12 protein-coding genes are annotated in these 13366 nt (G+C 64.9%); 3 read left to right on the plus strand and 9 right to left on the minus strand.

Annotation, left to right across the window (positions count from 1 at the left end):
• Nucleotides 1-29: 29 nt before the first annotated feature.
• From IVB29_RS26275 to IVB29_RS26290, 4 genes are all read right to left on the minus strand, one after another.
• Nucleotides 30-749: an RraA family protein gene (locus IVB29_RS26275; RefSeq protein ID WP_247506309.1), complete on the minus strand. Its 720-nt coding sequence runs from the start codon at nucleotides 747-749 to the stop codon at nucleotides 30-32.
• Nucleotides 750-870: 121 nt separating this feature from the next.
• The gene (locus IVB29_RS26280) at nucleotides 871-1755 is read right to left on the minus strand and encodes a phosphatidylcholine/phosphatidylserine synthase (protein WP_247506310.1); all 885 of its coding nucleotides are present in this window, start codon (nucleotides 1753-1755) and stop codon (nucleotides 871-873) included.
• Nucleotides 1756-1841: 86 nt separating this feature from the next.
• Nucleotides 1842-2546, minus strand: coding sequence for a phosphatidylserine decarboxylase (locus IVB29_RS26285; RefSeq protein WP_346731312.1), 705 nt, complete (start codon nucleotides 2544-2546; stop codon nucleotides 1842-1844).
• Between the two features lie 74 nt (nucleotides 2547-2620).
• The gene (locus IVB29_RS26290) at nucleotides 2621-4579 is read right to left on the minus strand and encodes an ABC transporter ATP-binding protein/permease (RefSeq protein WP_247506313.1); all 1959 of its coding nucleotides are present in this window, start codon (nucleotides 4577-4579) and stop codon (nucleotides 2621-2623) included.
• A gap of 200 nt (nucleotides 4580-4779) precedes the next feature.
• Between IVB29_RS26290 and IVB29_RS26295 the strand changes: the two genes are divergently transcribed.
• Nucleotides 4780-5385: a TIGR00730 family Rossman fold protein gene (locus tag IVB29_RS26295; RefSeq protein ID WP_247506314.1), complete on the plus strand. Its 606-nt coding sequence runs from the start codon at nucleotides 4780-4782 to the stop codon at nucleotides 5383-5385.
• A 4-nt stretch (nucleotides 5386-5389) separates the two neighbouring features.
• Here the strand turns inward: IVB29_RS26295 and IVB29_RS26300 are convergent, their stop codons facing one another.
• From IVB29_RS26300 to cysS, 4 genes are all read right to left on the minus strand, one after another.
• Nucleotides 5390-5767 (minus strand): VOC family protein, encoded by a 378-nt coding sequence (locus tag IVB29_RS26300; protein WP_247506315.1) that lies wholly within the window; start codon nucleotides 5765-5767, stop codon nucleotides 5390-5392.
• A 139-nt stretch (nucleotides 5768-5906) separates the two neighbouring features.
• Nucleotides 5907-7505: a citramalate synthase gene (gene cimA / locus IVB29_RS26305; RefSeq protein ID WP_247506316.1), complete on the minus strand. Its 1599-nt coding sequence runs from the start codon at nucleotides 7503-7505 to the stop codon at nucleotides 5907-5909.
• Complete coding sequence (locus IVB29_RS26310) at nucleotides 7502-8011, minus strand: GNAT family N-acetyltransferase (RefSeq protein ID WP_247506317.1); 510 nt, start codon at nucleotides 8009-8011, stop codon at nucleotides 7502-7504. The genes cimA and IVB29_RS26310 overlap by 4 nt, the downstream gene beginning before the upstream one ends.
• Nucleotides 8011-9405, minus strand: a complete 1395-nt coding sequence (gene cysS, locus IVB29_RS26315; protein ID WP_247506318.1) for a cysteine--tRNA ligase — start codon at nucleotides 9403-9405, stop codon at nucleotides 8011-8013. Before cysS ends, IVB29_RS26310 begins: the two co-directional genes overlap by 1 nt.
• A gap of 288 nt (nucleotides 9406-9693) precedes the next feature.
• Between cysS and IVB29_RS26320 the strand changes: the two genes are divergently transcribed.
• Together IVB29_RS26320 and IVB29_RS26325 are read left to right on the plus strand one after the other, a co-directional pair.
• Nucleotides 9694-9999, plus strand: coding sequence for a hypothetical protein (locus IVB29_RS26320; protein ID WP_247506319.1), 306 nt, complete (start codon nucleotides 9694-9696; stop codon nucleotides 9997-9999).
• 142 nt (nucleotides 10000-10141) lie between these two features.
• On the plus strand, nucleotides 10142-11335 hold the full coding sequence (locus IVB29_RS26325) for a DUF2865 domain-containing protein (protein WP_247506320.1): 1194 nt from the start codon (nucleotides 10142-10144) through the stop codon (nucleotides 11333-11335).
• Between the two features lie 209 nt (nucleotides 11336-11544).
• Here IVB29_RS26325 and IVB29_RS26330 read toward each other — a convergent pair whose 3' ends face one another.
• Nucleotides 11545-13302: an NAD+ synthase gene (locus tag IVB29_RS26330; RefSeq protein WP_247506321.1), complete on the minus strand. Its 1758-nt coding sequence runs from the start codon at nucleotides 13300-13302 to the stop codon at nucleotides 11545-11547.
• Nucleotides 13303-13366 lie beyond the last annotated feature (64 nt).

Raw genomic sequence — 13366 nt, forward strand, 5'->3', positions numbered from 1 at the left:
CGCCGATGCGCGCTCCTTTGACGTTTCGCCTAGTGAATCTCCGCCGAACGCTTCAGCGCGGCCTTGAGCTTCTCCAGGGAGAAGTCGGGGCTGCGGGCGATCTCCAAAATTGGCGTCTCGCGGCGGCCGCAGAGCTCGGCAGCCTCGGGCAGCTTTGCCGCGATGTCGAGCGGGATCACGATGGCGCCGTGCTGGTCGGCGTGGATCAGATCATCGGACTTCACGGTCATGCCGGCGACGCGCACCTCGCCGCCAAAGCTCTCCGCATGCACCCAGGCATGCGAGGGGCCGACCGAGCCGGCCAGCGCCTGGAAGCCAGGCGCCCATTGCGGGATGTCGCGGATCGAGCCGTCGGTGATGACGCCGAGGCAGCCGAGCGCCTTGTGCACATTGCTCTGCACCTCGCCCCAGAACGCGCCGTAGCCGACGTCAGGGCCATCGATGTCCTGGATCACCGAGATGCGCGGACCGTGACCGGTGCCGACATATTCGTAATATTCGATGCGGCGCTTGGACTGCTCTTCCGCCGGCAACGAGTTTTTCAGCACCGAGCGGATCGCCACCGTGCGGGCATAGCCGACGATCGGCGGCAAATCGGGGAACGGGCAGACCAGCTGCTTGGTGGTGTAGCCGATCAGGCGGCGCTCGGGCGCCACGATCTCCATGGCGTTGCAGATCGTCGGCGTATCATAGCGGCCCAGCGCTTCGAGGACGGAAGCGGGCAGCGGCCCGGTCGCGGAATTGGTCAAGGCGTTCTCTCCCAGATTGGCGGCCGCTGTTGGCGCGGTGCCGCCGGCACAGGGCGATATAGCCGAGATCGGGCCTCAACCCAACTCAGCGCGCCTCATGGCAGATATCCGCGAAAATCTCTCAATGCAGCCGTCCGGGCCGGTCGTCGTCTTGCGGCGGCTCCGACAAATTGGCCATCGTCGGCGCCGAAGGTGGCGACGGGACTTCGCCTCCCGACGGCGCGGCGGCGCCTCCCATCGCGCGCGCCTGGTCGCGGTAGGATTTGTAGCCGAGCGGCAAAGCGAGGAGATACAGCACCGTGCCGATCGACAGCACGTACCAGGGATAGCTGATCAGAAGTGCGATGAAGAAGACCACCGCGACGAACGCCGGCAGCACCAGCTCCGGCGGCACCCGCATGCGCATGCTCTTGCCGGAGAACACAGGCAGGCGCGACACCATCAGGAAAGCAATCAGCAGCGTGTAGCCGGCCGTCAGGGCCGCGGGCCAGCGCCCCAGATCCAGGAACGCCGCGTAGATCGGCAACATCACGGTGATGGCGCCGGCCGGCGCCGGAACGCCGGTGAAGAAATTGGCGGCGAAGGCCGGCTTGTTCGGATCGTCGAGCGTGGCGTTGAAGCGCGCGAGCCGGAGGCACATGGAGATCGCAAACACCATGGCCGCGATCCAGCCGGCATTGCCGAGCTCGTGCAGCTGCCAGAAATACAGCATCAAGCCGGGCGCCACGCCGAAATTGACGAAGTCGGCGAGGCTGTCGAGCTCGGCGCCGAACTTCGACTGCCCCTTGATCAGCCGCGCGACGCGGCCATCGATGCCGTCGAGCGCGGCTGCGAACACGATGGCATAGACCGCGAGCGTCATCCGTCCCTCGATCGACAGCCGGATCGCGGTCAGGCCGGCGCAGATCGCCAGCAGCGTGATGACGTTGGGCACCAGCATCCGCACCGGGATCGGGCGGAACCGCCGGCGGCGCACGTCGGGATCTCTCAAATCATAGGGCTGCATGGCTCGTCCTTATCTCAAGCGAGATATAGCAAGCCGCGTTCCCCTCCGCCATCGCGGCGGAAGGCCCCAGTGGACCCGACTAATGGTTAATTGGCGCGATAGGCGCGGCTTGGGTCGTCCCCGGCGAGGTCGGCCAAAATCGTCTCGCCGGCAATCGCGGTCTGCCCTTCCGACACCAGCGCCTTGGTGCCGACAGGCAAATAGACGTCGAGCCGGGAGCCGAAGCGGATCAGACCAAAACGCTCGCCGGCGCTGATCGCCTGTCCCTCCTTGACGAAGCAGACGATGCGCTTGGCGACGAGCCCTGCGATCTGGACCACGCCGATCCGCGCCGACGGCGTCGTGATCACCAGCGAGTTGCGCTCATTGTCCTCGCTCGCCTTGTCGAGCTCGGCATTGATGAACAGGCCGGGCCGATAGGCGATGCGGTCCACCCTGCCCGCGATCGGGCTGCGGTTCACGTGGCAGTTGAACACGCTCATGAACACCGAGATGCGCGGCAGCGGCCGGTCGCCGAGCCCGAGCTCCGCCGGCGGCAGCGCCATGGTGATCATCGAGACACGGCCGTCGGCCGGCGACACCACGAGCCCCTCGCGCACCGGCGTCACACGGACGGGGTCGCGGAAGAACAGCGCGCACCACACGGTCAGGATCGTGCCGATCCAGCCCAAAGGCGACCACAACCAGAACAGGATCAGGCTTGCCAGCGCAAAGCCACCGATGAAGGGATAGCCCTCCCTGTGGATCGGCGGGATCTGACGCTGGATCGAATCGAGAATGGACATCGCTATCTGCCGCCTGGAGTTGATGACACGCGGGGTGCCCCGCGCGGTTGTTTAGGCCAGAGTTGGGACCCGAGACAAGGTCACTCCGCCGCCGCAGGCGTCGCAAGGGCGTCCTGGACCGGCGGGGGGACCCGGTTGGGGGCCTCGCTGCTGTCGGCCATCTGGGCCAGTTTTTCGCGGGCCGCCTCGGCCTCGCGCTGCCTGTTCCACATGCTGGCATAGAGGCCGCCCTGCCCGAGCAGTTTGGCGTGGGTGCCGCGTTCGGCAATCCGGCCCTGGTCCAGCACGATGATCTCGTCGGCGCCGACGATGGTCGAGAGCCGGTGCGCGATCACCAGCGAGGTGCGGTTCTTGGCGACGCGCTCGAGCGCGCCCTGGATCTCGTGCTCGGTGTGGGTGTCGAGCGCCGAAGTCGCCTCGTCCAGCACCAGGATCGGCGGCGCCTTGAGCACGGTGCGCGCGATCGCGACGCGCTGCTTCTCGCCACCCGACAATTTCAGGCCGCGCTCGCCGACCTGGGTCTCGTAGCCCATCGGCGACATGCGGATGAAATGGTCGATCTGCGCCAGCCGGGCCGCCTCCTCGACTTCGGCATCGCTGGCGTCCCAGCGGCCGTATCGGATGTTGTAGCGGATGGTGTCGTTGAACAGCACGGTGTCCTGCGGCACCATGCCAATGGACGCGCGCAAGCTGGCCTGCGTGACCCCGCGGATGTCCTGACCGTCGATCGAAATCTTGCCGCCGGAGATGTCATAAAGGCGGAACAGAAGCCGCGACATGGTCGACTTGCCCGCGCCGGAGGGGCCGACGATCGCCACCGTCTTGCCGGCCGGGACCTCGAAGCTGATGCCCTTGAGAATCGGCCTCGACGGCTCGTAGGCAAAACGCACGTCCTCGAAGCGCACCGTGCCGGCCGAGACCACCAGCGGTTTCGCGTCGGGCGCGTCCTTGATCTCGGCCTCGCGTCCGAGCACGCCAAACATCTTCTCGATGTCGATGATCGCCTGCTTGATCTCGCGATAGACCATGCCCATGAAATTCAGCGGCTGATAGAGCTGGATCATCATGGCGTTGACCAGCACGAAATCGCCGACCGTGTTGGTGCCGTTACGCACACCGATCGCGCACATCAGCATGGTCGCGGTCAGGCCCAGCGTGAAGATCACGGCTTGCCCGGTGTTGAGCACGGCGAGCGAGGTATAGGCGTGGACGCTCGACTCCTCGTAGCGCGCGACCGATTTGTCATAGCGCTGCGCTTCGCGGGTCTCGGCGCTGAAATACTTCACAGTCTCGTAGTTGAGCAGCGAGTCGATCGCCTTGGTGTTCGCCTCGGTGTCGGAATCGTTCATCTTGCGGCGGATGCCGATCCGCCACTCCGTCGCGATGTAGGTGTAGTACATGTAGACCGTGACCGTGATCAGCGTCGCCAGCACGTAGCGCCAGTCGAACTGCCAGAGCAGCACGGCCATCAGCAGCGAGACCTCGACGATGGTCGGGATCAGCTGCAGGATCACCATGCGCACGATGACCTCGATGCCCTCGCGGCCGCGCTCGAGCACGCGAGTCAGGCCGCCGGTCTTGCGCTCCAGGTGAAAGCGCAGCGACAACTCGTGCATGTGGATGAAGGTGATGGTGGCGAGCTTGCGCACCGCATGCATGGCGACGCGGGCAAAAATGCCGTCGCGCCATTGCGTCAGCACCGCCATCACGATGCGCATCACGCCGTAGCTCGCGGTGAGCAGCAACGGCGAGGCGATCACCCAGAGATGCCAATTGTCGGCCGCGACCGGTGCGGTGTTGGCACCGGTCAGCGCATCGGTCGCCCATTTGAAGCTGAACGGCACCGTGAGCGTGATCAGCTTGGCCGCCAGCAGCAGCGCCATCGACCAGACCACCCGCATCTTCAGGTCGGCGCGGTCGCCGGGCCAGATATAGGGCCACAGATGCGCCAGCGTGCCCATCAACGTGGCCCGCTCCAGCGGTCCCCCGGCGGGAGGATCGGGAACGTCGGCGCCGTCGAACGATTGAGGTTGGTCCATCAAGAAGCCTGAAAGCCCGCCGGATGCGGGCGCGCTGCGATTAACTGTTTTCGCCCGTCATATAGAGCCTTCCCGATGCCAGCGCACCCCGCCAGATGGCGAATCTTTGATTGTTTGCCGCCATTTACCGGTAGATTTCCGGGTAGTCCGAATCACCTGAGGGGCTTGACGCCCCTTCGCTGCAATGCATCATGACACCAATGAGCACCATCAAAACCGTCTGTGTCTATTGCGGCTCCGGCCCCGGAACCAATCCCCGCTTCACCGAAGGCGCAAAAGCGTTCGGTAAGGCCCTCGCCGAGAACAACATCCGCCTCGTCTATGGCGGCGGCTCGCTCGGCCTGATGGGCTCGGTCGCGACCTCCGTGCTCGATCACGGCGGCAGCGTCACCGGCATCATTCCCGAATTCCTCCGCAAGCGCGAGAACGCGCTGACGCGCGTGCAGGAGATGATCGTCACCCCCGACATGCACGAGCGCAAGCGGCTGATGTTCGAGCGCTCCGATGCCTTCGTGGCGTTGCCGGGCGGCGTCGGCACGCTGGAGGAGCTGGTGGAGCAGCTGACCTGGAAGCAGCTCGGCCGTCACGCCAAGCCGGTGCTGCTCGCCAATATCGACAATTTCTGGGAGCCGCTGTTCTCGCTGCTGTCGCATATGCGCCAGACCGAGTTCATCCGCGCCGGCCTTTCGGTCGACATCCTCAAGGCCGATCGCATCGAGGACATCCTGCCGAAGCTGAAGTCGGCCGTGGCGCAGCTCGCTGACGCGGAAAAGCAGCTCGCGCCGGAAGTGGCACGCAAGCTGTAGCGGCCTACTCGTTCGGAAACGTCACCGCCTCGATCCGGTTGCCGTCGGGATCGATGACAAAGGCCGCGTAGTAGCGCACGCGGTCGTGGGGACGCAGGCCCGGCGCGCCGTCGGAGGCGCCGCCGGCGGACAACGCTGCGGCATGAAACGCATCGATCTCGTCTGTCGTCTTGGCCCGCAAGCAGATGTGCACGCCGCTCTCCGGCGCGACACGCGGCATGCCCTCACGCAGATTGATCCAGAACTCGGGATAGGACTTTCCAAAACCGACCGTTCGTGGCCGCGTCACGACGCGCGTGAGGCCGAGGGCGGCGAGTGTCGCCTCGTAGAACCTTGCGGAGCGATCGAGATCGCTGACGCCGACGGAGATGTGGTCGATCATGCCCCTGCCCTCTCCTCCTCGTCATTGCGAGGAGCGAAGCGACGAAGCAATCCAGACTGTTGCTGCAGAAAGATTCTGGATTGCTTCGCTTCGCTCGCAATGACGGCGTTTGTGGCGCCGACGTCTCTTACGCCACCAGCTACGCCGGTGCGCCGGACTTCACGAGCTTGTAGATCACCGAATCCATCAGCGCCTGGAACGAGGCGTCGATGATGTTCGGGGACACGCCGACTGTGGTCCAGCGATCGCCATTCTCGTCCTCGCTCTCGATCAGCACGCGCGTCACCGCGCCGGTGCCGCCATTGAGGATACGCACGCGGTAATCGATCAGCGTCAGTCCCTCGATGTATTTCTGGTATTTGCCGAGATCCTTGCGCAAGGCAACATCGAGCGCGTTGACGGGGCCGTTGCCTTCGGCGGCCGAGATCAGATGCTCGCCGGCGACGTCGACCTTGACCACCGCGAGCGCCACGGTGACGCGCTCGCCGTGCGAATTGTAGCGCTGCTCGACATTGACGTCGAACTGCTCGACCTCGAAATAATGCGGCACCTTGCCGAGGGTGCGGCGTGCCAGCAGGTCGAACGAGGCGTCGGCGGATTCATAGGCGTAGCCGGCCGCCTCGCGCTCCTTCAATTCCTCGACCAGGCGCGTCAGCTTCGCATCGCTCTTCTCATAGGCGATACCGGCGCGGTCGAGCTCGGCAATGACGTTGGAGCGGCCGGCCTGGTCGGACACCAGCACCTTGCGGTGATTGCCGACCAGCTCAGGCAGCACGTGTTCATAGGTCTGCGGATCCTTCAGCACGGCGGAGGCGTGAATTCCGGTCTTGGTGACGAAGGCGCTCTCGCCGACATAGGCCGCATGCCGGTTCGGCACGCGGTTGAGCATGTCGTCGAGCGTGCGCGAGACTTTGACGAGGGTCGCCAACTTCTCCGGCGTGACACCGATCTCGAAGGCGTCCGAAAACTCCTTCTTCAGCTTTAGCGTCGGGATCAGTGAGCAGAGATTGGCGTTGCCGCAGCGCTCGCCAAGGCCGTTCAATGTGCCTTGGATCTGCCGCACGCCAGCTCGTACCGCGGCAAGCGAATTGGCCACCGCCTGCTCGGTGTCGTTATGGGCGTGGATGCCGAGATGATCGCCGGGGATATGCTTTGTCACCTCGGTGACGATGGCCTCGATTTCGTTGGGCATGGTGCCGCCATTGGTGTCGCACAGCACCACCCAGCGCGCTCCGGAATCATAGGCGGCTTTTGCGCAGGCTAACGCAAAACTGGAATCTTCCTTGTAGCCGTCGAAAAAATGCTCGCAGTCGAGCATGACCTCGCGGCCCGCTGCCTTCGCGGCCGCCACGCTGTCGCGGATCGAGGCGAGATTTTCCTCCTTGGTCGTCTCCAGCGCGACGCGTACTTGATAGGCCGACGACTTTGCCACGAAGCAGATCGCATCGGCTTTCGCTTCAAGCAGCCCGGCAACGCCGGGATCGTTGGAAACCGACCGCCCGGCCCGGCGCGTCATGCCGAAGGCGGTGAAGCGTGCGTGCTTGAGTTTCGGCTTGGTGCCGAAGAACTCGGTGTCGGTCGGATTGGCGCCGGGATAGCCGCCCTCGACATAGTCGATGCCGAGGTCATCGAGCATCGCCGCGATGACCTGTTTGTCGGTCAGCGTAAAGTCGACGCCGTTGGTCTGCGCGCCGTCGCGCAGCGTGGTGTCGAACAGATAGAGACGCTCCTTGCTCATTGCAGCGCTCCCGACGCCGGTGCGGTGCCGAGCGTCTTCTGCATGGTCGTGTTGGCGAGCCACTCGTCGTTGACGGTGATGCTGTTGCGCTGCATGGCCACATAGCCGCGCTTGGCGAAAAAGCCCTGCGCGGTATCGCTGGCGTCGACCGAAAGGCTTTTCGCGCCGCGGCCGCCGGCGAGCTTTTCGAGCGCGTCGACCAGCATGGTTGCGATGCCCTGCCCGGCCACCGCCGGGTGGACGTAGAGCATGCGGATGTGATCGGCGCCGCGCAGCGAGGCGAAGCCGACGGGTGAGCCCTCCAGCGTCGCGATCAGCGTCAAATCGGCCGCCAGCCGCTCGCCGAACTCTTCGCTTTCGGCCGCCTCCATCCAGGCGTGCTGCTGCGCCTCGCTGTAGTCGTCTCCGGTCAGCTCCTCGATGCTGGCAGCAAAGATCGCAGCGAGCACCGGCACGTCATCAGGCAGGAACGGCCGCAAGCCGGGCTTTGGGTGAGCTTGTGCCATCACGCGAGTTCCCAAGTCGTCACGGGTTTTCCGTCGGCATCCTTGCCGTCCTTGAGCACGACACCCTTGGCGACGAGCTCGTCGCGAATGCGATCGGACTCCCTGAAGTCTTTTCGCGCACGCGCAGCCGCGCGCTCCGCGATCAAGCGGTCGATTTCGCCGGCATCGACGCCCGTTGCCTGCTGCTTGCGGCCTTCCCACTGCGCAGCGCTCTCGGAGAAGAAGCCGAGCAGCCGCAATGAGCCCGCCAGGGCGCTCACATCGCTGTTGCGCAGGCCATGCAGCGCCGCAATCGCCAGCGACGTGTTGAGGTCGTCGAGCAGCGGCTCGACCACCGACGCGGCAGGCTTGCCGGGCGCGACGTCGGCAGCGACACGATACCAGTCGTCGAGCGTCCTGGCGCTCTCCTCCAGCGACTTCATGGTCCAGTCGATCGGCGAGCGATAATGCGTCTTGAGCATATTCAGACGCAGCACCTCACCCGGCCAGTCCTTGAGCAGCTCGTTGATGGTGGTGAAGTTGCCGAGCGACTTCGACATCTTCTCGCTCTCGACCTGCAGGAAGCCGTTGTGCATCCAGTAGTTCGCCATGCGCTCGCGGTGGAAGGCGCAGCAGGTCTGCGCGACCTCGTTCTCGTGATGCGGAAACACGAGATCGATGCCTCCGCCGTGGATGTCAAAATATTCGCCGAGATGCTTCCAGGCCATCGCCGAGCACTCGACATGCCAGCCCGGGCGCCCTTCGGCCGTGATGCCGGCCGGCGACGGCCATGACGGCTCGCCCGGCTTGGACGGTTTCCACAGCACGAAATCGGTGTTGCCCTTCTTGTACGGCGCGACATCGACGCGGGCGCCGGCGACCATCTCGTCCAGCGAACGATTGGACAACGCACCGTAACGCGGCAACCCGGCATTGGCCGCGTTCATCGCCTGCGGCGAGAACAGCACGTGGTCCTCGGCGACATAGGCAAAGCCGCCCTTGACGAGCCGCTCGATGATCTCGCGCATCTCGGCGATATGCTCGGTGGCACGCGGCTCGACGCTCGGCCGCAGCGCGCCAAGCGCATCGACGTCGGCGTGAAACTGTTGTCCGGTCTGCTCGGTGACCTTGCGGATCGCCTCGTTCAGCGGCAGCCCGGGAAAATCACGCGCGGCACGGTCGTTGATCTTGTCGTCGACGTCGGTGATGTTGCGGACATATTTCACGTGCGCCTCGCCGTAGATGTGGCGCAGCAGCCGAAACAGCACGTCGAACACGATCACCGGTCGCGCATTGCCGATATGGGCGAAGTCATAGACGGTCGGTCCGCAGACATACATGCGGACGTCGTTCGCATCGAGCGGCACGAACGGCCGCTTCTCCTTCGTCAGCGTATCGTAGAGGCGCAATTCCATGACAACCCATCCCTCTCGGCCGGGCGTCCAGTGCTCTCAATGTTTTTGAGAAAAGACGGCTCCAGCCAGCGAATCGCTAGCTCGTAATCTCGCAAATGGTGCAGATGGCGAGGAGACCGTTCATGCGGAACATATGGGCCACGAGGGGCCCTTGCGTCAAGGGAGCCGGGAAAATGCCGTCTTCTGACCGCAATGCGCAGCCGCTCGCCATGATGGTTCCATTATCCTTAACCTTTTGAGGCCATTCTGGAACTGGCAGTTCCTTCATTTTGCCCCCCCGGTGTTTTCATGCGATTCTTGCTCGCGCTCATTTCCTGCGCGTCCTTCCTTGCGGCATCCAGCGCGTTCGCCGAGACCCGCGTCTTCATCATCGCCAACCAGGCGGACGGCTACGGCGTCGACCAGTGCCTGGCCAAGGGCGACAAATGCGGCGCACAGGTCGCGCGCACCTATTGCCAGTCACGGGATTTTGCCCTGGCCTCGGCCTATCGCCGGGTCGATCCCGACGAAATTACCGGCTCTGTCCCCAAAACCGGCGCAAACTGCTCCCATGGCCATTGCGACGAATATGTCGCAATCACCTGCCAGCGCTGAATTCTCTCGGAGCTGGCGGACCTTAGGACCAGTCTTCGGCCCCTGAAACGACGTGACGATGCCGCAGGAAGCGGCTATTGGAGGGCGCGCGTCGGCCCCCCAAATCGCGTAAAAAGTCACTTGGGGCCGTGACCTCGCTAGAATGGCGGATATGCCTGAATTTTTGTCGCTCTCCCGTGCCCGCTCGATCCTAGCCTGCACCGTGCTTCTGAGCACCATCGTGCTCGCCAACGGCGCTTTCGCGCAAGCCGGCCCGCCCGGCCCGCCGCCCCAGCCCGGCCAGAACGGGCTCGGACCGAATCCGATGTGCTCGCGGCTGGAAGGCCAGCTCGCCGGGCTCGATCGCGGCGGCGGCGGTGGCGACCCCGCGCGCGAGGACCAGATCCGCCGCTATCAGGAATCCCAGACCAAGCAGCAGTCCGAGCTCGACCGCGTCACCATGCAGGCCAAGCGCATGGGCTGCGATTCCTCCGGCTTCTTCTCGCTGTTCAACGGGCAGTCGGCGCAATGCGGGCCGGTCAACACCCAGATCCAGCAGATGCGCGCCAATCTGGACCAGATCACCGGCAACCTCGAACGCCTGCGCGGCAGCGGCGCCGGCGGCTTCAGCCCGGAGCGCGACAACCAGCGCCGCTCGGTGCTGGCGGCGCTGGCGCAGAACAATTGCGGCCCGCAATATGCCAATGCCGCGCAATCGCAGGGCGGCGGCAACTTCCTCAGCAATCTGTTCGGCGGCAACAACCCGAACAATCCGCAGGGCGGTCCGCCCTCCGATCTCGGGCCGCAATCCGGCACCTATCGCACCGTGTGCGTGCGCACCTGCGACGGCGCCTATTTTCCGGTCTCGTTTGCGACCGTACCGGCGCGCTTCCCCGACGACGAGAAGACCTGCAAGGCGCTGTGCCCGGCCGCGGAAGCCGTGCTCTACACCCATCGCAATCCCGGCGAGGACATGAACTCGGCGGTCTCGATCGGAGGCCAGCCCTACACGGCGCTGCCGACCGCATTCAAATTCCGCAGCGAGTTCAACCCGTCCTGCTCCTGCAAGGCGGCGGGCCAGACCTGGGCGGATGCGCTGAAATCGGCCGACGACAAGGCCGCCGCCGAGCAGCAGGGTGACATCATCGTCACCGAGGAGAGCGCCAAGAAGATGCAGCAGCAGCGGCTCAACAAGGGCGCGCCCGCGACGACGGCCAAGAAGGGTGCAGCTCCCGCGCCGACGACGGCGAGCGCACCGGCCGCGACACCGCCGGCGGATACCGGCACGGCTGCGGGCTCCGAGAACAAGCCGATCCGTTCGGTCGGCCCGACGTTCCTGCCGCAGCAGCAGAAGTAGGTTTCTTCCTTCTCCCCTTGTCGGAGAAGGTGGCGCGAAGCGCCGGATGAGGGGTTCTGTCCGCGCTCACATGTCTGCACGAGTACGCGGATAGAACCCCTCACCCCATGAGTTCGTTTCGAGAGCGGTGCTGCCCTCTCCCGCAAGGGGCGAGGGCACAACAACGCCGATCTCGCTCGCGGGTACGGGACCGCAAGCGCCGGCCTCGCTCACCCCTCAAACGCGTCGATCGACGCCTTGCTCCCGCGCGAGACCAGCGTTTCGTCGTGCGCCGGCAGCGGCTCACCCTTATCGCGAAAGCGGTTGGTGATGGGATAGCGACGGTCGCGGCCGAAATTCCTGGGGGTCACCTTCACGCCGGGTGCGGCCTGGCGGCGCTTGTATTCGGCGACGTTGAGGAGATGGTCGATGCGGGTGACCGTCTCACGGTCGAAGCCGGCGGCGATGATTTGATCGAGCGGCTCTTCGCGTTCGATGAGGCGCACGAGGATGGCATCGAGCACGTCGTAAGGCGGCAGCGAATCCTGATCGGTCTGGTTCTCGCGCAATTCCGCGGTCGGCGGACGGGTAATGATGTCGGGCGGAATGACCTCGCCGGCCGGCCCGAGCGCGCCATCGGGCTTCCAGCCATTGCGCAGTGCCGCCAATCGAAACACTTGCGTCTTGTAGATGTCCTTGATCGGATTGAAGCCACCGTTCATGTCGCCATAGAGCGTGGCATAGCCGACCGACATCTCCGACTTGTTGCCTGTCGTCACCACCATCAGGCCGGTCTTGTTGGAGATCGCCATCAGCAGCGTGCCGCGGGTGCGGGCCTGAAGATTTTCCTCGGTGATGTCAGGCGGCAGATTCTTGAAGATGCCGGACAAGATGGTCTCGAAGCCGGTCACGGCTTCCGCGATCGGCAAAACCTCGTAGCGGATGCCGAGATGGCCCGCGAGCTCGCCGGCGTCCGCGATCGAGTGTGCTGCGGTATAACGAAAAGGCAGCATCACGCCATGCACCTGGTCGGCGCCGAGCGCATCGACCGCGATCGCCGCGCACAACGCGGAATCGATGCCGCCGGAAATGCCGAGCAGCACGCCGGGAAAGCTGTTCTTGGCGACGTAGTCGCGCAAGCCAAGCACGCAGGCCGCGTAGTCGGCCTTGTCGTCCTCGGGCAGCGTGGCGATCGGGCCCGTGCAGCGCCAGTCGTCGCCGTTCCTGGTGAAGCGCAGCGTGGTGATGCTCTCCTCGAACGCCGGCAATTGCGCCGCGAGCGAGAGATCGCCGTTCAAAGCGAAGGAGGCACCGTCGAACACCAACTCGTCCTGCCCGCAGACCTGATTGAGATAGACCAACGGCAGGCCGCTTTCCGTCACACGCGCGACCGCGACCGACAGGCGCAAATCGTTCTTGTCGCGGGCGTAAGGCGAGCCGTTCGGCACCAGGATGATCTCGGCGCCGGTCTCAGCCAGCGTCTCGACCACGTTCTCGTAGTCCTCGGATTCCTCCAGCCAGATGTCCTCGCAGATCGGCACGCCGATCCGCACGCCGCGCACGGTCACGGGGCCGGACGCAGGCCCACGCGAAAACAGCCGCTTCTCGTCGAACACGCCGTAATTCGGCAGATTGCATTTGAAGCGCAAAGCGGCGATGCGGCCACCGTCGAGCAGCGCGCAGGCATTATAGAGCCTACCGTCCTCGACCCAGGGCGTGCCGACCAGCATGGCCGGCCCGCCATCGGCGGTCTCGCGCGCGAGGCTTTCGATCGCGGCGCGGCAGGCGGCCTGGAAAGCCGGCTTTTGCACCAGATCTTCCGGCGGATAGCCGGTGATGAACAATTCCGGAAACAGCACGAGATCGGCGTCGTCGGCGGTCGCCCGCGCGCGCGCGGCCCGTGCCTTGGCGACATTGCCCTCAATGTCGCCCATGGTCGGATTGAGCTGGGCGAGCGTGACCGCGAATGCGTCGAGACGTTCGGTCATGGTCGCCCCACTCCGGTGATCTGGCTAGAGCATGATCCGGAAAAGTGTGAAGCGGTTTTCCGAC

It is taken from the genome of Bradyrhizobium sp. 1 (assembly GCF_023073315.1).
In the GTDB taxonomy this organism is placed as follows: domain Bacteria; phylum Pseudomonadota; class Alphaproteobacteria; order Rhizobiales; family Xanthobacteraceae; genus Bradyrhizobium.

Coding starts and splice junctions, on each gene's coding strand:
- IVB29_RS26280 (WP_247506310.1), bottom strand. CDS start 1,755: ATGCAGCCCTATGATTTGAGAGATCCCGACGTGCGCCGCCGGCGGTTC.
- IVB29_RS26290 (WP_247506313.1), bottom strand. CDS start 4,579: ATGGACCAACCTCAATCGTTCGACGGCGCCGACGTTCCCGATCCTCCC.
- IVB29_RS26295 (WP_247506314.1), top strand. CDS start 4,780: ATGAGCACCATCAAAACCGTCTGTGTCTATTGCGGCTCCGGCCCCGGA.
- IVB29_RS26300 (WP_247506315.1), bottom strand. CDS start 5,767: ATGATCGACCACATCTCCGTCGGCGTCAGCGATCTCGATCGCTCCGCA.
- cimA (WP_247506316.1), bottom strand. CDS start 7,505: ATGAGCAAGGAGCGTCTCTATCTGTTCGACACCACGCTGCGCGACGGC.
- IVB29_RS26310 (WP_247506317.1), bottom strand. CDS start 8,011: ATGGCACAAGCTCACCCAAAGCCCGGCTTGCGGCCGTTCCTGCCTGAT.
- cysS (WP_247506318.1), bottom strand. CDS start 9,405: ATGGAATTGCGCCTCTACGATACGCTGACGAAGGAGAAGCGGCCGTTC.
- IVB29_RS26320 (WP_247506319.1), top strand. CDS start 9,694: ATGCGATTCTTGCTCGCGCTCATTTCCTGCGCGTCCTTCCTTGCGGCA.
- IVB29_RS26325 (WP_247506320.1), top strand. CDS start 10,142: ATGGCGGATATGCCTGAATTTTTGTCGCTCTCCCGTGCCCGCTCGATC.
- IVB29_RS26330 (WP_247506321.1), bottom strand. CDS start 13,302: ATGACCGAACGTCTCGACGCATTCGCGGTCACGCTCGCCCAGCTCAAT.